This is a genomic window from Marivita sp., assembly GCF_022763305.1.
Taxonomy (GTDB): domain Bacteria; phylum Pseudomonadota; class Alphaproteobacteria; order Rhodobacterales; family Rhodobacteraceae; genus Marivita.
Genome location: NZ_JALEGT010000052.1, coordinates 89,190 through 112,577, shown reverse-complemented (window position 1 = coordinate 112,577; position 23,388 = coordinate 89,190). Strand labels below are relative to the sequence as shown.

Annotated in this window: 24 protein-coding genes; 17 read left to right on the top strand and 7 right to left on the bottom strand. The window is 62.7% G+C overall.

The window, feature by feature from the left end; all coding sequences use genetic code 11:
* Positions 1 to 76: 76 nt before the first annotated feature.
* Together MRY75_RS10310 and MRY75_RS10305 are read left to right on the top strand one after the other, a co-directional pair.
* The gene (locus tag MRY75_RS10310; protein ID WP_292307528.1) at positions 77 to 541 is read left to right on the top strand and encodes a cytochrome c; all 465 of its coding nucleotides are present in this window, start codon (positions 77 to 79) and stop codon (positions 539 to 541) included.
* Positions 542 to 550: 9 nt separating this feature from the next.
* Entirely contained in the window at positions 551 to 1,432 is an 882-nt protein-coding gene (locus tag MRY75_RS10305; RefSeq protein WP_292307526.1) for a cytochrome c, read from the top strand.
* Positions 1,433 to 1,548: 116 nt separating this feature from the next.
* Here the strand turns inward: MRY75_RS10305 and lipA are convergent, their stop codons facing one another.
* Complete coding sequence (gene lipA / locus MRY75_RS10300; RefSeq protein ID WP_292307525.1) at positions 1,549 to 2,499, bottom strand: lipoyl synthase; 951 nt, start codon at positions 2,497 to 2,499, stop codon at positions 1,549 to 1,551.
* 193 nt (positions 2,500 to 2,692) lie between these two features.
* Entirely contained in the window at positions 2,693 to 3,727 is a 1,035-nt protein-coding gene (locus MRY75_RS10295; RefSeq protein ID WP_292307523.1) for a DUF6456 domain-containing protein, read from the bottom strand.
* A gap of 244 nt (positions 3,728 to 3,971) precedes the next feature.
* On the opposite strand from MRY75_RS10295, the gene MRY75_RS10290 reads away from it, so the two are divergent.
* Positions 3,972 to 4,283, top strand: coding sequence for a DUF6477 family protein (locus MRY75_RS10290; protein WP_292307522.1), 312 nt, complete (start codon positions 3,972 to 3,974; stop codon positions 4,281 to 4,283).
* Here MRY75_RS10290 and MRY75_RS10285 read toward each other — a convergent pair.
* Complete coding sequence (locus MRY75_RS10285; protein WP_292307521.1) at positions 4,276 to 5,820, bottom strand: trimethylamine methyltransferase family protein; 1,545 nt, start codon at positions 5,818 to 5,820, stop codon at positions 4,276 to 4,278. The two genes, MRY75_RS10290 and MRY75_RS10285, sit on opposite strands and share 8 nt — an antisense overlap.
* A 198-nt stretch (positions 5,821 to 6,018) precedes the next feature.
* Between MRY75_RS10285 and MRY75_RS10280 the strand changes: the two genes are divergently transcribed.
* From MRY75_RS10280 to gluQRS, 13 genes are all read left to right on the top strand, one after another.
* On the top strand, positions 6,019 to 6,195 hold the full coding sequence (locus MRY75_RS10280; RefSeq protein ID WP_292307519.1) for a hypothetical protein: 177 nt from the start codon (positions 6,019 to 6,021) through the stop codon (positions 6,193 to 6,195).
* 66 nt (positions 6,196 to 6,261) lie between these two features.
* The gene (gene guaA, locus MRY75_RS10275) at positions 6,262 to 7,833 is read left to right on the top strand and encodes a glutamine-hydrolyzing GMP synthase (RefSeq protein ID WP_292307518.1); all 1,572 of its coding nucleotides are present in this window, start codon (positions 6,262 to 6,264) and stop codon (positions 7,831 to 7,833) included.
* A complete protein-coding gene (locus MRY75_RS10270) occupies positions 7,824 to 8,447 on the top strand; it encodes an SH3 domain-containing protein (protein ID WP_292307517.1) in 624 nt (207 codons plus the stop codon). The genes guaA and MRY75_RS10270 overlap by 10 nt, the downstream gene beginning before the upstream one ends.
* Positions 8,448 to 8,453: 6 nt before the next feature.
* Positions 8,454 to 9,311 (top strand): DMT family transporter, encoded by an 858-nt coding sequence (locus MRY75_RS10265; RefSeq protein WP_292307531.1) that lies wholly within the window; start codon positions 8,454 to 8,456, stop codon positions 9,309 to 9,311.
* A 131-nt stretch (positions 9,312 to 9,442) separates the two neighbouring features.
* Positions 9,443 to 10,756, top strand: a complete 1,314-nt coding sequence (locus MRY75_RS10260; RefSeq protein WP_292307516.1) for an outer membrane protein transport protein — start codon at positions 9,443 to 9,445, stop codon at positions 10,754 to 10,756.
* A gap of 154 nt (positions 10,757 to 10,910) precedes the next feature.
* Positions 10,911 to 11,777 (top strand): ATPase, encoded by an 867-nt coding sequence (locus MRY75_RS10255; protein ID WP_292307514.1) that lies wholly within the window; start codon positions 10,911 to 10,913, stop codon positions 11,775 to 11,777.
* 3 nt (positions 11,778 to 11,780) lie between these two features.
* A complete protein-coding gene (gene metA, locus MRY75_RS10250; protein ID WP_292307512.1) occupies positions 11,781 to 12,725 on the top strand; it encodes a homoserine O-succinyltransferase in 945 nt (314 codons plus the stop codon).
* Between the two features lie 16 nt (positions 12,726 to 12,741).
* A complete protein-coding gene (locus MRY75_RS10245; protein WP_292307511.1) occupies positions 12,742 to 13,695 on the top strand; it encodes an alpha/beta hydrolase in 954 nt (317 codons plus the stop codon).
* A gap of 52 nt (positions 13,696 to 13,747) precedes the next feature.
* Positions 13,748 to 14,617, top strand: a complete 870-nt coding sequence (gene ppk2 / locus MRY75_RS10240; RefSeq protein WP_292307509.1) for a polyphosphate kinase 2 — start codon at positions 13,748 to 13,750, stop codon at positions 14,615 to 14,617.
* Complete coding sequence (locus MRY75_RS10235; RefSeq protein WP_292307508.1) at positions 14,610 to 15,227, top strand: TetR/AcrR family transcriptional regulator; 618 nt, start codon at positions 14,610 to 14,612, stop codon at positions 15,225 to 15,227. Before ppk2 ends, MRY75_RS10235 begins: the two co-directional genes overlap by 8 nt.
* 37 nt (positions 15,228 to 15,264) lie before the next feature.
* Complete coding sequence (gene trmFO / locus MRY75_RS10230; RefSeq protein WP_292307507.1) at positions 15,265 to 16,617, top strand: methylenetetrahydrofolate--tRNA-(uracil(54)-C(5))-methyltransferase (FADH(2)-oxidizing) TrmFO; 1,353 nt, start codon at positions 15,265 to 15,267, stop codon at positions 16,615 to 16,617.
* Positions 16,614 to 16,829 carry a hypothetical protein gene (locus MRY75_RS10225; protein WP_292307505.1) on the top strand — a complete coding sequence of 72 codons (216 nt, stop codon included), beginning with the start codon at positions 16,614 to 16,616 and terminating at the stop codon, positions 16,827 to 16,829. Before trmFO ends, MRY75_RS10225 begins: the two co-directional genes overlap by 4 nt.
* A 9-nt stretch (positions 16,830 to 16,838) precedes the next feature.
* Positions 16,839 to 17,693: a tRNA glutamyl-Q(34) synthetase GluQRS gene (gene gluQRS / locus MRY75_RS10220; RefSeq protein WP_292307503.1), complete on the top strand. Its 855-nt coding sequence runs from the start codon at positions 16,839 to 16,841 to the stop codon at positions 17,691 to 17,693.
* A gap of 51 nt (positions 17,694 to 17,744) precedes the next feature.
* Here the strand turns inward: gluQRS and hisI are convergent, their stop codons facing one another.
* Positions 17,745 to 18,107: a phosphoribosyl-AMP cyclohydrolase gene (hisI, locus tag MRY75_RS10215; RefSeq protein WP_292307501.1), complete on the bottom strand. Its 363-nt coding sequence runs from the start codon at positions 18,105 to 18,107 to the stop codon at positions 17,745 to 17,747.
* A gap of 68 nt (positions 18,108 to 18,175) precedes the next feature.
* Here hisI and MRY75_RS10210 point away from each other — a divergent pair, with 68 nt between their 5' ends.
* Positions 18,176 to 18,628, top strand: a complete 453-nt coding sequence (locus tag MRY75_RS10210) for an iron-sulfur cluster assembly scaffold protein (RefSeq protein ID WP_292307499.1) — start codon at positions 18,176 to 18,178, stop codon at positions 18,626 to 18,628.
* Between the two features lie 181 nt (positions 18,629 to 18,809).
* Here the strand turns inward: MRY75_RS10210 and MRY75_RS10205 are convergent, their stop codons facing one another.
* The 3 genes from MRY75_RS10205 to ligA form a co-directional block, all read right to left on the bottom strand.
* The gene (locus MRY75_RS10205; protein WP_268236108.1) at positions 18,810 to 18,944 is read right to left on the bottom strand and encodes a hypothetical protein; all 135 of its coding nucleotides are present in this window, start codon (positions 18,942 to 18,944) and stop codon (positions 18,810 to 18,812) included.
* A gap of 86 nt (positions 18,945 to 19,030) precedes the next feature.
* The gene (recG, locus tag MRY75_RS10200; protein ID WP_292307494.1) at positions 19,031 to 21,121 is read right to left on the bottom strand and encodes an ATP-dependent DNA helicase RecG; all 2,091 of its coding nucleotides are present in this window, start codon (positions 21,119 to 21,121) and stop codon (positions 19,031 to 19,033) included.
* Positions 21,118 to 23,241 carry an NAD-dependent DNA ligase LigA gene (gene ligA, locus MRY75_RS10195; RefSeq protein ID WP_292307493.1) on the bottom strand — a complete coding sequence of 708 codons (2,124 nt, stop codon included), beginning with the start codon at positions 23,239 to 23,241 and terminating at the stop codon, positions 21,118 to 21,120. Before ligA ends, recG begins: the two co-directional genes overlap by 4 nt.
* Positions 23,242 to 23,388: the final 147 nt, after the last annotated feature.

The following is a 23,388-nucleotide window of genomic DNA, read 5'->3' as shown; positions in this document are numbered from 1 at the left end:
TATCTAACAATTAATTTGTGATCCTTGCGAGGCATACTAGATGGCAAGTCATACAATTTTCAGGGAGTACGAATTCATGAAGAAACATCTCAGCTTTGCGATCGCCTTTGCAGCGCTCGGCTGCGGCACCGCCGCGATGGCGCAGGACGATTTCTCGGGGCAGCTGAAAGCGCGCCAGGGTCAGTTCCGCATCATGGCGATCAATCTCGGAATTCTCGGCGGCATGGCGCAGGGCAAGACCGAGTACAATGCCGAAGCGGCACAGGCCGCGGCTGACACGCTGGTGGCGGTTTCGATGATCCAGCAAGGACCGATGTGGCCGGCAGGGTCGGACAACATGTCGATCGACGGCACACGGGCACAGCCGACGATCTGGGAACAGAACGACGACTTCCTCTCCAAGTGGGGTGATTTCGGCACAGCGGCGCTTGCGATCCAGGCAGCGGCCTCGGGTGGCGTCGAAGGGCTTGGTCCCGTGATGGGGCAAGTCGGCGGGGCGTGCAGCGCCTGCCACGACGCACACCGCGCACCGGCAAACTGACCTGCAGAGATGCGGCGTGGTTTGAGTCTAGGAGCTTTGGGGCTTGCTGTCGTTGCGGCAGCAGGAGTGTTCGTAACGGGTGCCACGCCCATCGACAGCAGCCCTCTGGCCGATCGCATAGGCGATCCGGCCAGAGGTGAAACCGTCTTCATCGCGTCCGGGTGTGCCTCATGTCATGCCGCACCCGATGCCGAGGGGGATGCAAAACGCGTCCTTGCGGGCGGACAGCGATTCGCGTCCGATTTCGGCACCTTCCTTGCGCCCAACATCTCACCGGATCCCGACGCCGGGATCGGCAGCTGGACACTGGGTGAATTTGCCAGCGCCGTGACAGCCGGCGTGTCCCCGGAAGGACAGCATTACTATCCCGCCTTTCCCTATACCGCCTACATGCACATGACCGATCAGGACGTGGTCGACCTCTGGGCATTCTGGCAGACACTGCCTGCGGACGCGACACCCAGCCAGCCGCACGAGCTGGGCTTTCCCTTCAACATCCGCCGGTCGGTGGGTGTCTGGAAGATGCTTTACATGACCGACGACTGGGTGGTGCCGGCAGCGGACAGCCCCGAGATCGAGCGCGGTCGCTATCTTGTTGAGGCATTGGCCCATTGCGGTGAATGCCACACGCCCCGCGATGCCTTGGGCGGGCTTGACCGCGGCAACTGGCTGGGTGGCGCGCCGAACCCGACCGGACGCGGAGAGATTCCGTCGCTGCGCCCCGATGCGCTGACATGGGGAACGACAGAGATCGCCTATTACCTCGAAACCGGCTTTACCCCGGAGTTCGACAGTGCCGGCGGGCACATGGTGGCCGTGGTCGAGAATTTCGCCAAACTTCCCGCGAGCGACCGTGCGGCCGTTGCGGCCTATCTCAAGGCGCTGGAATAGCCCAAGCCTTTGAAGGCTTGGACGAAACCCTTTGAATGGTTTCCCCTCCTGAAATCATAATACCCGATGCGCCAAAGCCTTCGAAGGCTTTGGCCAAAAGCTTTGAAGCTTTTGGCTCAGACCCGCGCCAGTTTCGCTTCACGGTTTGCCCGCAGCCGGGCGAAATCGTCGCCTGCGTGATAGGACGACCGGGTCAGCGGTGTGGCGGATACCATCAGGAAGCCCTTGCCGTAGGCCGCCTTTTCGTAGCCCGCGAATTCCTCGGGGGTCACGAACCGGTCGACGGCATGGTGTTTCGGCGTCGGCTGCAGATACTGGCCGATGGTCAGGAAATCCACATCCGCCGCGCGCATGTCGTCCATCACCTGCATCACCGCCTGACGGTCTTCGCCGAGACCGACCATGATCCCGGACTTCGTGAAGATCGCCGGATCGATCTCCTTGACCCGCTGCAGAAGACGCAGCGAATGGAAATAGCGCGCGCCGGGGCGCACCTCGGGATAGAGACCCGGCACGGTTTCGAGGTTGTGGTTGAACACGTCAGGACGGGCCGCCACAACGGTTTCCAGCGCCTCGGGGCCGCATTTCAGGAAATCCGGCGTCAGGATTTCGATTGTCGTGTCCGGCGAGCGGTGACGCACGGCGCGGATGGTCTGGGCGAAATGCTCGGCGCCGCCATCGTCGAGATCGTCGCGGTCGACCGACGTGATGACAACGTGGTTGAGCCCGAGCTTCTGAACCGCATCGGCCACACGGCCCGGTTCGAACGCGTCGAGCGTATCGGGACGGCCCGTGGCGATGTTGCAGAAGGTGCAGCCCCGGGTGCAGATATCGCCCATGATCATCATGGTCGCGTGGCCCTGGCTCCAGCATTCGCCCGCATTCGGGCAACCAGCCTCTTCGCAGACGGTCACGAGCTTGTGCTCGCGCATGATGCGCCGTGTCTCGTTATACCCTTCGCCGCCCGGCGCCTTGACGCGGATCCAGCTGGGCTTCTTGGGTTGGGCGTTGTCCGGACGGTGGGCTTTCTCCGGATGGCGCTGTTCGGGTATCTTGAGGTCGCGCAACGGTTTTTCCCCGCTTTTTCAAACTTCGCTTCCTCTAACATAGAAGATGGCAGGAGGTAGTACCAGTGTTGCATAGCTGCATTGCAGCTTCAAATTCCCAACGGTAACGAGTACCTCCTGCCACCGTATCAACGGCACAGGGATCGCCTGTTTTAGCTCTGCGTGACACCGAGCCGAAATTATTTTTGATGGATCACCCGATCAGCACGGGCTGGTGCGCTCGGGTTCTGGCGTAAAACAGGCTCAGGCGCTGCAAGGCGATCCGCAGAACCACCTTGCCGGACCGGGCCGACCAGCCCAGCCGCTTTTCGGTGACTTCGAGCCCTTCGCGCAGGCAACAGCAGCGCAGCACCACTTCGCTCAGACCCGGACCAAGGTCCCTGAGCGCGTCGAGCGTGCGTCCGATGGCGGCGCCTCTTCGCTGATCCGCCATCGACATGGCCCGATCGTAGAGCGGCTGCAGCAGTTCGGGCCGGTCCCAGCCCAGAAGTTCGGCCTTGTCGAACCCCGCAATGGCGAAATCCTCCTGAAGGCGATCTCCGGCCGCGACGAATTCTGCCGAAAGGAACGGTTTGCCATCCGCACCGCGCCGACGGGCAAGGACAGTCAGCGGACTGTCGGACCCGGGGCCATGGCAGGGCGCGCGTACAGGGCGCTCCGGCTCGACCGCGGGAAACCGCCCCAGAGCATCGTCATGCCCCCGCGCCGCGCGGGCTTCGCGGGCGGCCACGAGGCGCGGAAGATGGCTGCGCCCCTCTTCTGTGGACCGGTAGCGTCGAACCGTGGTGCCCCCGTCCGGCGCAACCCAATTGCGCAGCAGCAGAGCGGCGGCCACACCGAGATCGACAACGCCAAGGACGGTCGTCTCTCCTTCGCCAAGGATACGCACGATGGCGGCCTGCGCGACGCCAGCGCGGTAGATCATCAGCGCACGCGGCTGACACAGATGGCGCATGGCGTCGATGACGGCATCCAGACCCCGCGCCCCGGGATCGTTCGTCATCGCGGCACCGGCCTCTGCCCCCAGGACGTGATCCACCAGCGGATCGTCCCTCAGCGTTTCGAGTTTGCGCACCTGCCGCAGGATGGTGGACGGATGGCATCCAACCTCGCGCGCGATGTCGCGCAGTGGTCGTCCTTCGGCGGTATGTGCCAGGTATCTGCGCGCCTCTTCGGGAAAAAGCGCAGTCAGTCCGGCACGGTCATCAAGATGTTGCTGATCGGTCATTTGAACCCCCATTCAGATATGCGCGTGAAGAAATCCACAGATTTATCCACATACGGAAATCTACCTATACGTGTATTTGTTTCTGATTTGTTAACGTTTGCCGTTTTGAAATCTTTTGTTTCCAAATGGTAAACAAATTACCGGGGCACCGTGCGCCCGAAACCCGGACACGCAACACGCCTTAAGGTTGTGCGATGGTTGCACCTTTCTATGGCCATCAGCCCCACGGAAAGAGGACCAGACCATGCAAGACCTGCTCACCCAAATCGCGGCCTTGCGCCGCCCGCGTCTGTTGATCCGCGCCGCACGGATCGGCGCGCAAACCTACCGGCGCGAGGCGCGCCTGCCCCGGCTCTTGGGGTATGGCGTCACCCTTCGCCTTGGCCCGACCTTGATCCGGCTGATGGCACTCGAAGCCGAGATGAACGACAAACGCGAAAGCGGCGATGCCGGGTACAGCATCGCCGCGCATGTGGATGTTCTGACGGCCATCATGGGCGAATCGCGGCTGCTGCGGGATCAGACGCAGATCGCAGCCGCCCCGCCGGTCACATGAAGGCGTCGGGCATGGACGCTTTCTTGCGGGCCACGTAGTCGGTCAGACCTTCGTGAATGCCCGGATCGAGCGGCGGTTGCTGGTACGTGTCGATCAGGCGCTGCACGCGCTCTGTCGCCAGCGCCATCGTGTCCCGTGCGCCCTCTTCCGACCAGGTTTCATAGGGTTTGAAATCGAAGATTTCGGACCGCCAGAAGGCCGATTTGAAATGCGCCTGCGTGTGCGCGCAGCCGAGGTAGTGGCCACCCGGGCCCACTTCGGCAATTGCACCCATGGCCTGCGCTTCCTCGTCCACCGACACCCCCTGCGCCATCTTGTGCAGCGCGCCAAGCTGATCGGCGTCCATGACGAATTTCTCGAACGACGCGACCAGCCCGCCTTCGAGCCAACCGCAGGCGTGCAGCATGAAGTTCACGCCAGACAGGAGACCCATGTTAAGGCTGTTGGCGGTCTCATACGCAGCCTGCGCATCCGGCAGTTTCGAGCCGGTAAAGCTGCCGGCCGAGCGGAACGGCAGACCAAGGCGACGGGCGAGCTGACCAGCGCCATAGGTGATCTGGCTGGCCTCGGGTGTGCCGAAGGTCGGCGCGCCCGAGTTCATGTCGATCGAGGTCACGAAGGCCCCGAAGATCACAGGAGCACCGGCGCGGACGAGCTGGCTGTAGGCGATTCCGGCCATCACTTCGGCAAGAACCTGCGTCAGCGTCCCCGCGACCGAGACAGGCGCCATCGCACCACCCACGATGAAGGGGCTGATGATCGCGGCCTGATTGTTGCGGGCATAGACTTCGAGCGCGCCCATCATCACGTCGTCGAAGGTCATCGGCGAGTTGATGTTGATGAGCGAGGTCATCACGGTGTTGTCCTGCACGAACTCCTTGCCGAACAGGATCTCGCACATTTCGACGCTGTCCTGCGCGCGGCTGGGTTCGGTGACGGAGCCCATGAAGGGTTTGTCCGACAGGGTCATATGCGCCATCAGCATGTCGAGATGGCGCTTGTTCACCGGAATGTCGGTGGGTTCGCACACCGTGCCGCCCGAATGATGCAGCCATTTGGACATGTAGCCCAGCTTCACGAATTTCTCGAAATCGGCGAGCGTCGCATAGCGTCGTCCCCCCATCGCGTCATGCACGAAGGGCGGACCATAAACCGGGGCCAGCACGAGGTTGCGGCCGCCGATCTCGACCGAGCGGTTCGGGTTGCGCGCGTGCTGGGTAAAGGTCGAGGGTGCGGTGCTGCACAGCTTGCGGGCCAGACCGCGCGGGATGCGCACACGCTCACCGGTGACATCGGCGCCGGCATTGCGCCACAGTTCGAGCGCACCCGGGTTGTTGACAAAGTTCACGCCGATTTCTGCGAGGACCGTTTCGGCGTTGGTCTCGATGATCTCAAGCGCCTCCTCGGTCAGGATCTCGAAATTCGGGATGTTGCGCTGAATGTACTTGGCCGTTTCGACAGAAACCGCCGTGCGTTCTGCCCGCCGCGCCGCACCGCCGCCACCACGTGACCGTCTGCGTGTTTCTGCCTCTGCCATGATTCAACTCCATACGGGTTCTGTTCGCGCCGGCACGTTGTCCGGTGGACACTCCATAATATGTGTGACGGGGGCGTCAGGGACCGATTACGTCTTGTCCGTTGCGAAAGCGACATTCGACGGGGCGATCCGGGCACCATCGGGGAACCTCTGCCCTGCGACGCGGGTTCGTCCGGTACACCGACACAGGAGACCGCGATGACCTACGCCCCGAAAAAGACCACCGCGATGGTGCTGGTTCTGTGTGCCGGTCTCGCCGTTGCCCTTGCCGGATTCAGCGGTGTCGCACTCCGGTTCGGAACCTCGATCGTGCTTTGCTTTCTGGTCTGGATCGTCGGGGCCTTTGCGGTCCATCGCGCGTTTCTGAGGCGCTGAGCGCGCAGCGGCGCGGAAGCGCATCAGGAATATTGCCATTTACCCGTGCTCTGCCTATCAGGAGCCATGAACACAGCAGATCACGACCGCCTTCTCATCATCGACTTCGGCAGCCAGGTCACGCAGCTGATTGCGCGTCGCCTGCGCGAGTTGAATGTCTATTGCGAGATCCATCCGTTCCAGAACGTCACGGATGCGTTTCTGACCGAATTTGCCCCCAAGGCGATCATCTTTTCCGGTGGCCCGGACAGCGTGATGCGCGAGGGCAGTCCACGCCCGCCGCGCAAGGCCTACGAGATGGGCGTGCCGATCCTGGGCATCTGCTATGGCCAACAGGTCATGATGCAGGATCTGGGTGGCAAGGTCGAAGCGGGCGAACATGCGACCGCCGAGTTTGGCCGTGCCTATGTCACCCCGACCGAGACCCGCAGCGACCTATTGGCTGGGTGGTTCATGGATGGCACGGGCCGCGAACAGGTCTGGATGAGCCACGGCGACCATGTGTCTGAAATCGCTCCAGGATTTGACGTTCTAGGCACCTCGCCCGGCGCGCCCTTTGCAATCACCGCCGACACTGAACGCCGCTTCTATGCGGTGCAGTTCCACCCCGAGGTGCATCACACCCCGAACGGCAAGACGCTCTATCAGAATTTCGTGCAGCTTGCCGGGTTTACCGGTGACTGGACGATGGGCGCCTACCGCGAGGAAGCGATCCGCAAGATCAAGGAACAGGTCGGCAACAAGCGCGTGATCTGCGGCCTGTCCGGCGGCGTCGACAGCTCGGTCGCGGCGGCGCTGCTGCATGACGCGATTGGCGATCAGTTGACCTGCGTCTTCGTGGATCACGGCCTGTTGCGCCTGAACGAGGGCGAAGAGGTCGTCGCGATGTTCCGCGATCACATGAACCTGCAGGTGATCCACGCGCAGGAACAAGAACTGTTTCTGGGTGAGCTTGACGGCGTAAGTGACCCGGAAACAAAGAGAAAGATCATTGGCCGCCTCTTCATCGACGTGTTCCAGAAATACGCGAACCAGATCGAAGGCGCAGAATTCCTCGCCCAAGGCACGCTCTATCCCGACGTGATCGAATCCGTGTCTTTCAGTGGTGGACCGTCGGTCACGATCAAGAGCCACCACAATGTGGGCGGCCTGCCGGAAAAGATGGGCCTCAAGCTGGTCGAGCCGCTGCGCGAACTCTTCAAGGACGAAGTGCGCGAGTTGGGCCGCGAACTGGGCCTGCCCGACAGCTTCATCGGTCGCCACCCCTTCCCCGGCCCCGGCCTTGCCATCCGCTGTCCCGGCGAGATCACCCGCGAAAAGCTCGAGATCCTGCGCAAGGCGGACGCGGTCTATATCGACCAGATTCGCAAGCATGGGCTTTATGACGAGATCTGGCAGGCCTTTGTTGCGATCCTGCCCGTCCGCACCGTGGGTGTGATGGGCGACGGCCGTACATATGATTACGCCTGTGCCCTGCGCGCGGTGACATCGGTGGATGGCATGACGGCGGATTACTATCCGTTCAGCCACGACTTCCTTGGCGAAACCGCGACCCGGATCATCAACGAGGTCAAGGGCATCAACCGAGTGACCTATGACATCACCTCGAAACCGCCGGGAACGATCGAATGGGAATGATGCGCGCAGGCCTTCTGGCCGTTTCGCTGGCCCTGCCCGCCTTGGCGCAGGCGGAACCGACCTATCACCGCGTGACCGGCGTGGCGGCGAATGACGTGTTGAACGTGCGGTCCGAGCCCTCTGCGAGCAGCGCCGACATCGGCGATCTGGCGCATGACGCCCAAAGGATCGAAGTGTTCACGTTCGATCCCACCGGGAACTGGGCGCGGATTGCGCTGAATGAACGCGACGGCTGGGTCTCGACCCGGTTTCTGACTCGTGACGACGTCCCAACGCTTGGGGAAACCACCCTGCCCCAAGGCCTGATCTGTGGCGGCACCGAACCCTTCTGGGCGCTTGGTCTCTACGGCACCGACGCCCGCTATTCGCATCCCGTCGATGGCGACACGGATTTCGCGTTTGACGGCATCGTCACCGCCGAGGGACGCCTTGGCAGCCCCGCGCTTGTCACTCTGGCGACCGAGGACAGCCAGGTGATCGAAGCCACAATTTCCGGCGGCACCTGCTTTGACGGGATGAGCGACCGGTCCTATGGCTGGACCATCACGATGCAGTTGATCGCCCCCGGCCAACGCCGATTCCTTTCTGGCTGTTGCCATTTGCCGCGTGACTGAATGACTCTGTCCCCGACGATCCGGGCCTGCCTCTGGATGATCGGCGCGATTGTGTCGTTCACCTCGATGGCGATTGCGGGCCGCGCGGTCAGCCTCGATCTCGATACGTTCGAGATCATGATGTATCGCAGCCTGATCGGCATGGTCATCGTGATCAGCATCGCCAGCCTTGCCGGTACTCTGAAAGAGGTGCGCGCGCGGAAGCTGGGCCTGCATTTCATCCGCAATGTCAGCCACTTCGCCGGACAGAACCTGTGGTTCTATTCGATCACCGTGATCCCTCTGGCGCAGGTCTTCGCGCTAGAATTCACCGCGCCGCTCTGGGTGATGCTGATGGCGCCTTTTGTGCTGGGGGAGCGGCTGACAAAATCGCAGGCCATCTCGGCGGTGATCGGGTTCATCGGCATCCTTATCGTCACGCGTCCGAGCCCGGACACCTTTCATATCGGCCTGGTCACAGCAGCACTGGCGGCCATTGGGTTTGCCGGATCGGCAGTGTTCACGCGCAAGCTGACACGGACCGAGACGATCACCTGCATCCTGTTTTATCTGACGGTCATGCAGGCGGTGCTGGGCCTTGGCTTTGCCGGGTTCGATGGTGACATCGCGTTGCCGACCGCCGCCAACCTGCCCTGGGTTGTGGTGATCGCCGTCGGCGGGCTGGTCGCGCATTTCTGCCTGACCACGGCTTTGTCACTCGCACCGGCGACCATCGTGATGCCGATTGACTTCACCCGCCTGCCGGTGATCGCGATCGTCGGGATGTTGCTCTACGCCGAACCTTTGGACCCCTTCGTCCTGTTGGGCGCTGCCGTGATTTTTGGCGCGAATTACTACAACATATGGTCATCAACGCGCGCGTAACAGGAATGTGACGCTACGGCACAACGCCGTCCCTGACGTATGGTAAAAATTGACCCCACGAACTGCACTTGGGTACGGATCCTGCAGAGGAGAGACAAATCTCAAGGGATGAGGGTCCAATGACAAAAATCATGACAAGCGCTCTGGCGCTTGCTGTTGCAGCAGGCGCGGCACATGCGGGCGGTATCGAGCGCTCGAACAATGATTACGGTTTCCTGTTCACGCCGAACGATCAACTGCAGCTCAGCTTCTCGCATGTGATGCCGGAACTGTCGGGCAAATACACACCCGAACTGACTGCGGCGGGTGGCGGCGAAAGCAGCACCGGCAACATGCTGACTGATTACAACAACTACAGCCTCGCCTACAAAAACGACTTCACCGAAAAGCTGACCTTCGGGATGTTTGTCAACAACCCCTATGGCGCCGGTGCAGAATACACGCAGGGCATCTATGCGGGCCTGACGGCCGATTGGGACAGCGACCAGATCTCGCTTGTCGGCAAATATCAGGTCAGCGACCGCGTGTCGGTCTTTGCCGGGGCGCGCTATGTCGAAAGCGCGGCGGACATCACCATTCCGGACCTTCTCGTGCGCAGTTCCGTTGGCCGCAACGCACAGGGCATCGGCGCGCAGGCGCAGGCTCTGGGGGCCGAGGCACAGGCGCTTGGCGCCCAGGCACAGGCCGCTGGTGCCGCCGGCGATCTGGCCACGGCGCAGGCGCTTGGAGCGCAAGCCCAGGCTCTTGGCGCTCAGGCGCAGGCTCTGGGCGCACGGGCTCAGGCCTTGGGCGCTGCGGCACAGGATTTCGGCACCTCGATGGAATACAATGCCAGCGGCAGCCGCGTCGGTGACTGGGGCGCCATCCTTGGCGTCGCCTACGAGATCCCGGACATCGCCCTTCGGGTCGCGCTGTCCTGGCAAAGTGAGATCACCCACAGCTTCAGCACCTCGGAATCGATCGCCGGCCTTGGCATCGACGCCTCCGGCGGCAAGACCAAGGTGACGATGCCACAGGCCGTTGCGCTCGACTTCCAGACCGGGATCGCACCTGGCACGCTGCTTTTTGGTCAGGTCAAATGGGTGGAATGGTCCAAGTGGGAAGTGCGCACACCGGAATATGAAGGTGTGACCGGCGGCAACGTGACCGGGTTCGACAATGACCGCACGACGTGGAAACTTGGCGTGGGTCGTGCCTTCTCCGAGGACCTGTCCGGCTTTGTGCAGGTGTCCTACGAGGCGCAGAACGGCGACACGGTGTCCCGCCTTGCCCCGCGCGACGGCTTTGTGAGCCTCGGGATCGGCGGCCAGTACAAGATGGACAACATGACCCTGCGCGGAGGTCTGGAATACGCCTGGATCGGTGAAGCCGAGGATGCATCGGGCGTCAGGTTCGAAGACAACACCGCCCTGGGCGTCGGGATCTCTCTGACCGTCGATTTCTAAGGTACGGCACCGGGATCAAGCGGCAACGCTCTATCCAACAAACCCCGTCGGCCCTGTCCGGCGGGGTTTTTCTGTGCTGCGGCACAACCATTTGACGCGTCCCACGCGCCCCGCTAATCCCTCGGGACGGCATCTTGGACATGGACCCGCGCAAATGATCTACACCTCCGCACAGGAATGGCACGGCGCTCCGCACAAGCGGGTGGTGCTCTTTGCCATGTCAGGTCTGGGCAAGACCCATATCTCGAACCTGCTGCGCGACACCGGCGACTGGTTCCACTATTCGATCGATTACCGCATCGGCACCCGCTACATGGGGGAATACATCGCCGACAATGCCAAACGCGAGGCGATGAAGGTGCCCTTCCTGCGCGAACTTCTGATGTCGGACTCGATCTATATCGGCTCCAACATCAGCTTTCACAACCTTGCCCCCGTGTCTGCCTATCTCGGCAAACCGGGGAATCCGGCCTGCGGCGGAATGGAGATCGACGAGTACCGCAAGCGGCAGGACCAGTTCCGCCGCGCCGAGATGGCGGCGCTGCTCGATACCGGCTATTTCATCGACCGCGCCATCGACCTGTATGGATATCCGCACTTCGTCTGCGACACGGGTGGGTCGATCTGCGAATGGGTCGATCCCGAGGATCCCAACGATCCGATCATGGCGGAACTGTCGAAACACGCGTTGCTGGTCTGGATCAAGGGCGATCAGGCGCATACGCAGGAACTGATCCGCCGGTTCGACAAAGCGCCAAAGCCGATGGCGTACCAGCCTGAATTCCTCTCTCGCGTCTGGAGCCAATATCTGAGCGAAAACAATATTGAACAGGACGATGTTGATCCGGATGCCTTCATCCGCTGGACCTATGCACAGGCCCTTGCACACCGCCAGCCGCGCTACCAGATGATGGCCGACCGCTGGGGTGTCACCATCGACGCCCATGACCTCATGGCCGATGCCTCGCCCGCCAATTTCGACGCGTTGATCGCCCAAGCCATTGACCAGAGAAGACCCTGAGCCATGCCAATCAAACTGCCCACCGACCTGCCCGCCTATTCCGTGCTCAAGCGCGAAGGCGTGATGGTGATCCCGGACGAATTGGCCAGTCAGCAGGACATCCGCCCGCTGCGCATCGCGTTGCTCAACCTGATGCCGAAGAAGATCCAGACCGAGAACCAGTTTGCCCGGCTGATCGGCGCGACACCTTTGCAGATCGAATTCAACCTGATCCGCATGTCCGAACACCAGACCAAGAACACCGCGGCCGAACACATGGAAAGCTTCTACCGTCCCTTTGCCGAGGTGGCGGACAGCGGCGAAAAGTTTGACGGGCTCATCATCACCGGTGCGCCGATCGAACATCTGCCCTACGAAGAGGTGACGTATTGGGACGAGCTGACCCAGGTCATGGACTGGACCCAGACGCATGTGCATTCCACGTTCGGCGTCTGTTGGGGTGGCATGGCGATGATCAACCATTTCCACGGCGTGCCCAAGATTACGCTTCCGCACAAGGCATTCGGCTGCATCCGGCACCGCAACCTTGTGCCAGCATCCCCCTATCTGCGGGGGTTCTCGGATGACATGGTGATCCCGGTCAGCCGCTGGACCGAGATCAGGCGCGAAGACGTTGAAAAGGCTGGGCTTCCCATCCTGATCGACAGCGCCGAAACCGGCCCTTGCCTTGTCGAGGACCCGGCGCACCGGGCGCTCTATGTGTTCAATCATTTCGAATATGACAGCAACACGCTCAAGGACGAGTATGACCGCGACGTGGCCAATGGCACGCCGATCAACGTGCCTGCGAACTATTACCCCGACGACGATCCCGCCAAACCGCCTCAGAACCGCTGGCGCAGCCATGCGCATCTTCTCTATGGCAATTGGGTGTCCGAGATCTACCTGACAACTCCGTTCGATATCGAGCAGATCGGCGCGGCGAGCACGGATTTGCGCAACAGGTAGACTTCAGGAGGACGGTTTGGCGTTCAAGACACTTGCATGGCTCGTCGGCTGGACCGCTGCCTTGACCCTGACCACCGCCTGCACGGCCAGCTACCGCGAAGCCCGCGCGGAAGAGCGATTTCCCCCCGAGGGCCAGTTCCTGACCGTGAACGGCACACGCGTGCATTACGTGACCAAAGGCGACGGGCCCGACATCGTGCTGATCCACGGCGCGAGCGGCAACCTGCGCGATTTCACCTTCTCTCTGGTCGACAAACTGGCCGACCGCTACCGCGTCACGGCTTTTGACCGGCCGGGGCTTGGATATACCGAGCGGGTCAATCCCGACGGCACGACCCTGATCGAACAGGCCACGCTTCTTGCGGATGCGTCAGATCAACTTGGCCTGCAAAAACCGATGGTTCTGGGCCAAAGCTACGGTGGCGCCGTCGCTTTGGCCTGGGCGGTGGAACGGCCGGACAGCCTCTCGGCGCTGATCCTGCTTGCGGCCGCCTCGAATCCCTGGACCAGCGATCTGAGCCTTTTCTATAAAGTCACCTCGAGCAACCTTGGCGGCGCGACGGTGGTCCCCGCGCTGACCGCCTTTGTCCCCAACCCGGTGATCGACGGCGCCATCGAATCCGTGTTCGCGCCTCAAAAAGAACCAGACGGCTATGCCGAACATATCGGCGCACCTCTGACCCTGCGGCGTGACACGCTTCGCGCCAATGCCAAGCAGCGTGCAAATTTGCTGAACGAAATCATATCCCTGCATACGCGGTACGGCACGATCGACGTGCCCACCGAAATCGTCCATGGCGACGCCGACACAACCGTCGGCCTGTCGATCCATTCCATCCCCCTGTCGCAACAGATCACGGGCGCGAACCTCACCATCCTCGAAGGGATCGGGCACATGCCCCATCACGCCGCCGAACCCGAGGTCATCGCGGCCATTGATCGGGCCGCACAACGAGCGGGTTTGCGTTAATCGCATTAACATCCCATATTCAGATCAGAGCAGATGAACGAAAGGGCCCCGCATGGACCTTCCCTTTGATGGTGCGATCAGCACCTTCTTCAACGATATCGCACCGGAAGACATCCGCAACGCGATCAAACGCGCCGAAAAGGACGACATCCTCAACCCGGATTACCCCTATTCCGAACGCATGCCGCGCAAGGCCTACGAAAAAGATCTGGCAGCGCTGCAGATCGAACTCGTCAAGATGAAATCCTGGGCCAAGGACGGCGGCACCCGCATCGCAATTGTCTTCGAGGGTCGGGATGCCGCCGGAAAAGGCGGCACGATCAAGCGGTTCCGCGAAAATCTTAATCCGCGCGGCGCAAATGTCGTGGCCTTGTCCAAGCCCACCGAAACCGAGGCGACGCAATGGTATTTCCAGCGCTATGTCGATCATCTGCCCGCAGCCGGCGAGATCGCGTTCTTCGACCGCAGCTGGTACAACCGCGCCGTGGTCGAGCATGTCTTCGGCTTCTGCACCCCCGAGCAGCGCACGCATTTCTTCCGGCAAGTGCCTGATTTCGAAAAGATGCTGGTCGATGACGGGATCAAGCTGTTCAAGATCTGGCTCAATGTCGGGCGTGCGGAACAGCTGCGCCGTTTCCTTGATCGGGAAAGCGACCCGCTCAAGCAATGGAAGCTGAGCTGGATCGACGTCGAGGGCCTCAAGAAATGGGACGCCTACAGCGACGCCATACAGGAGACCTTCGGCAGAACCCACACCGATCACGCGCCCTGGACCATCGTGCGCTCCGACGACAAGCGCCGCGCCCGCATCAACGCGATCCGCAGCGTCCTGACCCGTCTTGATTACGCGCGCAAGGACCTCAAGGCGCTGGGACAGGTCGACCCCAAAGTCTGCGGCGGACCGGACATCTGGGATGGCTAAACGCGGCTACCATCACGGCAATCTGCGGCAGGCCCTCGTTGATGCAGCGCTCGAGCTGATCACCGAAAAGGGCCCGACAGGTTTCACCCTGTCGGAAGCCGCGAAACAGGCGGGTGTGACGCCTGCCGCCGTGTACCGCCACTTCGAAGGCCGCGACGACCTGATCGCCGAAGCCGCCCTTCAGGGCTACGAGATCTTTGCCGACGTGATGCAATACGCCTATGACAGCGGTCAGCCTTCGGCCCTGGCCGCGTTCGAGGCGACGGGCCGCGCCTATCTGGCCTTTGCGCGCAAATACCCCGGCCATTACATCGCGATGTTCGAAAGCGGCATCTCGGTGAACCGCACGCCCGACCTTGCCACAGCCTCGGGACGCGCCCGCGCCGTGCTCGAACGTGCCGCCGAAGACCTCTCGCAGCACATCCCGCCGGAAAAACGCCCGCCAGCGTCGATGTTTTCGGCCCATGTCTGGGCGCTCAGCCACGGGGTTGTCGAACTCTTTGCCCGCAATTCGCCGGGGACAAAATCACCCTTCCCGCCGGAACAGCTTCTGGAAACTGGGATTGGCGTCTACCTGCGCGGGCTTGGCCTGATCGCCCCCGATCAGTGACGTGACAAACCCGAAACGACGGATTACATCGCCCAGCATGACACAGGAACTTCATATCGTTGGCGGCGGCATGGCCGGATCCGAGGCCGCATGGCAGGCCGCGAACCGGGGCGTTCGCGTCGTGATCCACGAAATGCGCCCCAAGGTCGAAACCTTCGCCCACAAGACCGGCGATCTGGGCGAGATGGTGTGCTCAAACTCCTTTCGGTCGGACGATCACGAACAGAACGCCGTGGGCCTGTTGCATTGGGAAATGCGCGAAGCCGGTGGCCTGATCATCAGCACCGCGCATGAGCACCGCCTGCCCGCTGGCGGCGCGCTCGCCGTGGACCGCGACGCCTTCAGCGCAAAGATCACAGCACGACTGCACGCACATGAGAACATCCGCGTAAGCCACGAGGAAATCACGGAATTGCCCTCTGAGGGTCAGTGGATTTTCGCCACCGGCCCGCTGACCAGCGCCGCCCTCGGCGCGGCGATCCAGTCCGAAACGGGCACCGACCGCCTGGCCTTTTTCGATGCCATCGCCCCCATCGTTTATGCCGACAGCATCGACATGAGCCAAGCCTGGCTCCAGTCGCGCTACGACAAGGGCGAGACCGAGGAAGAACAGCGCGCCTATATCAACTGCCCGATGGACAAGGCCCAGTACGAAGCCTTCATCGACGCGCTGCTCGCCGCCGACAAGACCGAATTCCACGAAGGCGAAACCGCAGGGTATTTCGACGGCTGCCTGCCCATCGAGGTGATGGCCGAACGCGGTCGCGAAACCCTGCGCCACGGGCCGATGAAGCCTGTGGGTCTGACCAATCCCCACCAGCCAGAGGTCAAGCCCTGGGCGGTCGTCCAGCTGCGCCGCGACAATGCCTTGGGGACGCTCTACAACATCGTCGGCTTCCAAACCAAGATGAAGTACGGCGCGCAAACCGATGTTTTCCGGATGATTCCCGGCCTTGAGAACGCAAGCTTCGCCCGCCTTGGCGGCATCCATCGCAACACGTTCCTCAACAGCCCAACGCTGCTTGATGACCAGATGCGCCTGCGCTCGAAGCCCAACATCCGCTTTGCCGGTCAGGTGACGGGCGTTGAAGGCTACGTGGAATCCGCCGCCATGGGCCTGCTCGCCGGCCGTATGGCCGCTGCCGAGATCACCGGCCACCCCCTGCCCACAGTTCCGCAGGACAGCGCCCACGGCGCCCTGATCCACCACATCACCGGCGGGGCCGATGCCAGGACCTTCCAGCCGATGAACGTGAATTTCGGCCTCTTCCGCCCGGTCGATGGACTCAAAGGCGGGCGGCGCGGGCGCAAGGACCGCTACAAGGCGTACACCGACCGCGCCAAGGCGGCGTGGTCCGGCTGGCTGGCCGCGCAGGTCGAATACGCATGAACTACGTATTGGCGCTCTTTCTGCCACCGCTGTCGATCTTGCTGACCGGGCGCATCTTTACAGCGATCATCGTGTTCCTCATCTGGATTCCGGCGATCATCTTCTCGGGTGGCTTGACGCACCCGATGTTCATCCTGCTCGCCTGGGTGCTGATTTACCAAAGCGCAGAAGACCGTCGCGCGCGCCGCTACGGACGCCGCGACGAGGAATGAGTCCGGGCGATGGGCTTTGTCACTCGTTTCGCCCCCAGCCCGACCGGCCAGTTGCACCTGGGCCATGCCTATTCCGCGCTGCTGGCCCATGACATGGCCCGTGCAGCCCATGGCCGTTTCCTGCTGCGCATCGAAGACACCGACACTGCCCGCTGCACACCCGCCTTCGAGGCGCAGATTTACGATGATCTGGCATGGCTGGGCCTGACATGGGAAACACCCGTGCTGCGCCAGTCCGACAACACGGCCGCCTATGACACCGCAATCGACCGGCTTGGCGAAATGGGCCTCCTCTACCCCTGCGCCTGCACGCGCGGCGACATCCGACGCGCCGCCTCTGCCCCACAGGAAGGCGCGCCGATGCACGGGCCGGACGGGCTGATCTACCCGGGCACCTGCCGCCATCGGCGATGGGACGACCGCGCCGACTCCGACGCCGTCCGCCTCGACATGGCGCGCGCGGTAGACCACCTGCAAACGCTGCCTTGCTACACGGAAACCGGCAGTCACGCGGCATCAACATTAACGCGCGCCCTATTGATCGAGGACATCGGCGACATCGTCCTCGCCCGCCGCGACACGAAAACCGCCGCCTATCACCTGAGCGTGGTGGTCGATGACGCGGCGCAGGGCACCACCCATGTGATCCGCGGCGAAGACCTCGCCACCGCCACGCCAATCCACGTTCTGCTGCAAGCCCTGCTGGGACTGCCCACACCCATCTACCACCATCATCGCCTGATCCGCGATGAGCAGGGCAAACGCCTCGCAAAACGCGACGATGCCCGCGCCATCGCGCTCTACCGCTCTGAAGGGGCAACGCCGGATGACATCCGCGGGATGGTTGGCCTTCCCCCGGCCTGATCTTCATCTTGCTGGATAAACTCCGGGGGTGTGGGGGCAGCGCCCCCACGGTCACGCCTCCATCGGCGTCATGATCTCCACTTCAGCACCGTCCTGCACCTCGGTGTAGAAACAGGACCGCCGGTTGGTGTGGCAGGCGGGCCCGGTCTGGTTCACCGTCACCAGCAGGCAATCTCGGTCACAATCCACCCGCAGCGCGACCAGCTCCTGCACATGCCCCGAGCTTTCGCCCTTCACCCAGAACGCCTGCCGCGATCGCGACCAATAGGTGACGCGCCCGGTCGCCAGCGTCTTGGCCACCGCATCGGCATTCATCCACGCCATCATCAGCACCTCGCCGGATGCCGCATCCTGCGCGATTGCCGGAATGAGGCCCGCCTCGTTATAGACCAAGGTCGCAGGATCAAAGCTCATGGGGAAAAACCTTTTTGCATCCGCCGGATGCTCCCCTATCTATGGGGGGAACGTCGAAAGGGAAAGCCATGTCGGGCGATACCGATCTCATCAAGCTCTATTCCGGCCGGATCCTGGAACTGGCAGCAGACATCCCGCATCACACCCGGCTCGACGCGCCGGGGGCGACGGTCAAGAAACGCTCGCCGCTCTGCGGGTCGACCGTGACGGTGGACCTCACGCTTGAGGATGGCCAGGTCAGCGCCTATGGGCAGGACGTGAAAGCCTGTGCTCTTGGGCAGGCGGCGGCCTCGGTCGTTGGCGCATCGATCCTTGGCACCACGCCTGAACAGATCACGCGCGCGCGCGATGAATTGCGCACCATGCTCAAGGAAGACGGTCCCACCCCGTCGGCCCCGTTTGACGGGCTTGAGGTGCTGCGCCCCGCAGTGGCATTCAAGAACCGGCATGCGTCGATCCTTCTGACGCTGGAAGCTGCATCCGAAGCCGTGGCGCAGCTCGCGGAAACGCAAAGCGCCTGATTTCCGAAATTTTACCGTCCGATAAAAAAACCGCCGCACTTCGATTGAAGGCGGCGGTCAGTGACGTGTTCGTTGGGGGCCATCGGGACGAGGAAGGCAGGCAACCCTCCGGGACAGGTGCATCGGTTGGGACAGGATGCGGTCCGTCAGGCAAAACACGCAGGCAGAAAAAGGCAACAGGTCAGACAAGCACTGGTAGATGCAGGGCCGCAACAAGCATCACTACCAGAGACACTGCCCCAAGCGCATCTTCAAGAAGCGCTGTATTGGTCTGGGCTTTGGCTGCGTGAAGCGAGGTTTTGATACGCTGCATCATGGTGTTGTCCTCCTTGTTGCCCCTTTGTTCTCACATCCTTGACGCCGTGTAAAGAACTTTATGAGAACATTTGAGAACAAAAGTGGTTAACCCACCGAAATAAGCTGAATCGCCTGGTCCTGCTTCATCAGATACAGCAGCGCCCGCGCGGCTTTGCCCCGGTCCGATGTCAGGCCCGGATCATCCAGCAGCAGCTTGCGCGCATCGTCCTGCGCAATCGCCATCAGGCTGGCCTGCCGTTCCAGATCGGCGATACGGAACCGAGGCAGTCCCGATTGCGCCGTGCCCAGAACATCCCCCGCCCCGCGCATCTCCAGATCGACCTCGGAGATCCGGAACCCGTCCTCGGTCTCGCGCAGGGTGGTCAGGCGTTTCAGTCCGGTCTCGGACAAGGGCGGCTGGTAGAGCAGCAGACAGGTCGAGGCCGCGGCTCCGCGCCCCACGCGTCCCCGAAGCTGGTGCAACTGCGCCAGACCAAAGATCTCGGCCCGTTCGATCACCATGATCGAGGCATTGGGCACGTTGACGCCCACTTCGATCACCGTGGTCGCCACCAGCACGCCGGTCTGACCCGAGACAAACCGTGCCATCGCGGCGTCTTTCTCGGCCGGCGGCATCTGGCCATGCACCAGCCCGACGACGCCCTCGCCCAACACCGCGCGCAGGCGTTTGAAGCGCTCTTCCGCCGCCGTCAGGTCGGACACTTCGCTTTCATCCACCAAGGGGCAGACCCAATAGGCCTGCCGCCCCTCGGCCACCGCCTGCCGCAGCCGGTCGATCACGCCGTCCATCTGTTCATTGGACAAAAGCGCGGTTTTCACCGGCGTGCGCCCGGGCGGTTTTTCGCCGAGGATCGACACATCCATGTCGCCATATTGCGCCAGCGCCAGCGAGCGCGGGATCGGTGTGGCCGTCATCACCAGCACATCCACCGCAGCCCCCTTCCGCCCGAGTTCCAGCCGTTGCCGCACGCCAAAGCGGTGCTGTTCGTCGATGATCGCCAGCCGTAGATCGGCAAAGTCAACGTCCTTCTGGAACACTGCATGGGTTCCAACGAGTATCTGGATGTCACCCCGCGCAAGCGCCGCCAGCTTGGCCTTGCGCTCTGCTCCCTTGTCGCGCCCCGTGAGCAGTTCGAGCACGACGCCCGCATCCTCGGCCAAGGGCTGCAACCCCTCAAGGTGTTGCCGCGCAAGGATTTCCGTGGGTGCCATCATCACACCCTGCCCACCTGCCTCGACCGCCGTGAGCAGCGCCATGAACGCGACCAGCGTCTTGCCCGCCCCCACATCGCCCTGCAGCAGCCGGTTCATCCGGTGCGGGCTGGCCATGTCATCGGTGATCTCGTCAATCGCGCGCATCTGGGCGCCCGTGGGCCGATAAGGCAGCGCGGTCATCACCTTGTGGCGCAGCGTGCCATTGCCTGCGGTCTCGATTCCCGGTTTCGCCCGCCGCTGCGCCCGCGCGAGGGCCAGCGTCAACTGATGCGCCATCAGCTCGTCATAAGCCAGACGCCGCCGCGCCGGACTGTCGAGGGACAGCGCACCTGTACCTTGCGGCGCATGTGCCATCTCCATCGCGGCACGCCAACCTGGCCAGCCTTCGCGCTCCATCAATCGCGGGTCGATCCATTCGGCAAGGTCAGGCGCACGGGACAGCGCGTCGGTGGCCGCCTTGACCATGGTTTTCTGGGTCACTCCGGCGGTCAGTGGATAGACCGGCTCAAACGGCAGCAGGCTGTCGGCCTCGTCGGGCAACAGCACGTGGTCGGGGTGCACCATCTGCGCCATGCCATCGAAGAACTCGACCTTGCCCGACACGATGCGCCGTGCGCCGAAGGGCAGGATCTTGGCCACGTAATCGCCGCGCGCGTGGAAGAACACGATCTGAAAGGCGATCTGCGCATCCTCGACCTGAACGCGGTACGCGCCGCCCTTGGTGCGCGGCGGGCGGTGTGCGCCGATCTGCACCTCGACGGTCAGTGTCGCGGGCAGATCCGCACCCTGCACCGTGTCGCGCAAGCGCCGATCCACCACCGAATGGGGCAGCGTATAGAGCAGGTCGCGCGGGACCTCGATGCCCATGTGGCCCAGCGTGTCGGCTGTTTTGGGACCAACGCCCTTGAGCCCGCTCAGATCGCCGAAGAGCGGAAACAGGATTTCCGGCCTGCCGCTCATGCGCCCTCGATCATGGCAAACCAGCCATCCTCGTCGAGGATCTGGACCCCCAGATCGCGCGCCTTGGTTTCCTTTGATCCGGCCCCCGGCCCCGCGACCAAGAGGTCGGTCTTGGCCGACACCGACCCCGACACCTTGGCACCCAGCGATTCCGCCCGCGCCTTGGCCTCGGCCCGCGTCATCCGTTCCAGCGTGCCGGTGAAGACCACGGTTTTGCCTGCGACGGGGCTGCCTTCGGTGCGGGGGCGTTCAGCCTCCTGCACGGTCAGGTGCGCCACCAGCCGGTCGATGGAGGCACGTTCGGCCTCTTGCGCAAAGCTGTTGACCAATGAGTTGGCGACGACCGTGCCGATCCCGTCGATGCCGATCAGCCCCGCCCAGGCCTCGTTTTCGTGATCATGGGCGGCGTCGATGGCCGCTTGGAACGCGTCCCATGTGCCGTAGGACCGCGCGAGCAGGTTCGCGACCACCTCGCCCACATGGCGGATACCCAGCGAGAAAATGAGCCGTCCCAGAGGGATAGTGCGCTTTTCGTCGATCGCATCAAATAGGTTCTGCGCCGATTTCTCGCCCCAGCCCTCGCGGTTCTTCAGCTGCTGCAACCCGCTGCCGTAGCGGTCCTTGAGTGTGAAAATATCCGCAGGCTCCGCGATCCAGCCGTCGGTGTAGAACTGTTCGACCTGTTTCGCGCCAAGGCCTTCGATGTCGAAGGCGGCGCGGGAGACGAAGTGTTTGAGCTTTTCCACCGCCTGCGCCGGACAGATCAGACCACCGCTGCACCGCCTGACAGCATCGCCTTCCTCGCGGATCGCCTCGGACCCGCATTCCGGGCAAAGTTTCGGAAAATCATAGGGTTGTGCGTCGTGGGGCCTTTTGCTCAGGTCCACATCCGCGACTTTCGGGATCACGTCACCCGCGCGGTAGACCTGCACCCAATCGCCCACGCGGATGTCCTTGCCCCCGCGGATCGGCGCGCCATTGGCATCGCGCCCGGCGATGTAATCCTCGTTATGGAGCGTGGCGTTCGACACCACGACGCCACCCACCGTGACGGGGGTCAGCCGCGCCACCGGGCTGAGCGCGCCGGTGCGGCCGACCTGAATGTCGATGGCCTCCAGCCGGGTCCAGGCGAGTTCCGCCGGGAATTTATGCGCAATCGCCCAACGCGGCGTGGTGGAGCGGAACCCAAGACGGGACTGGTAGCCAAGATCATCCACCTTGTAGACCACGCCGTCGATGTCATAGCCCAGCGTCGCGCGCTGCGCCTCGATAGACTTGTAATGCGCGATCATCTCCCCAGGTCCGTCGCAGCGCCGGGTGAGCGGGTTGGTCTGGAAACCCAGCGATTTCAGGCGGTCGATGGCCCCGATCTGCGTATCTGCCAGAGGCGCGCTGAGCGCACCCCAGGAATAGGCGAAGAACCGCAATGGGCGGTCCCGGGTGATCGCGGCGTCCAGTTGCCGCAATGACCCGGCGGCCGCGTTGCGCGGATTGGCAAAGGTCTTGGCGCCTTTGGCCGCCTGCCGTTCGTTGAGCGCGGAAAAATCCGCGTGGCTCATATATACCTCGCCCCGTACTTCAAGGATGTCAGGCGCGCCGGTCAGGGTTTCGGGGATGTCGTCGATGGTGCGCGCATTGGCGGTGACGTTTTCTCCGGTGGTGCCGTCACCGCGGGTGGCGGCCTGCACCAGCGTGCCGTTTTCATACCGCAGCGACAGAGACAGCCCGTCGATCTTGGGTTCCGCCGTATAGGCCAGCGGATCACTGTCCGATAACCCCAGATAGCGGCGGATGCTCTGGTCGAAATCGGTGATGTCGGCATCCTCGAACGCATTCGAAAGCGACATCATCCGCACCTCGTGCCGGACCTTGGCAAAGCCATCCGCCACCGGAGCGCCGACCTGTTCGCTCGGGCTGTCGGTGCGTTTCAGGGCCGGGAAGCGCGCCTCGATCTCGGCATTGCGGCGCTTGAGGCGGTCATACTCCGCGTCCGACATCTCGGGCGCGTCTTCGGTGTGATAGGCGGTATTGGCTTCTGCCAACAGCGTTGCCAGCCGTTCCAGCTCGACGCGGGCGTCTGCCTCTGACAGGTCTTTGACCGCGATCTCCTGCTCTGCCATGTGCCCCCCTTGGCCCGTTTCTTGGACAGAGTGATAGGCCCGGTGCCGCAAGGCGTCCAGATTTGAAACGAAGTTCTGCGCGCGTTCTGACCTGGGGAAAGCAGATGGGAGTCAGACCGCCACCATTGCGCCGGTCTGCCCCGATCA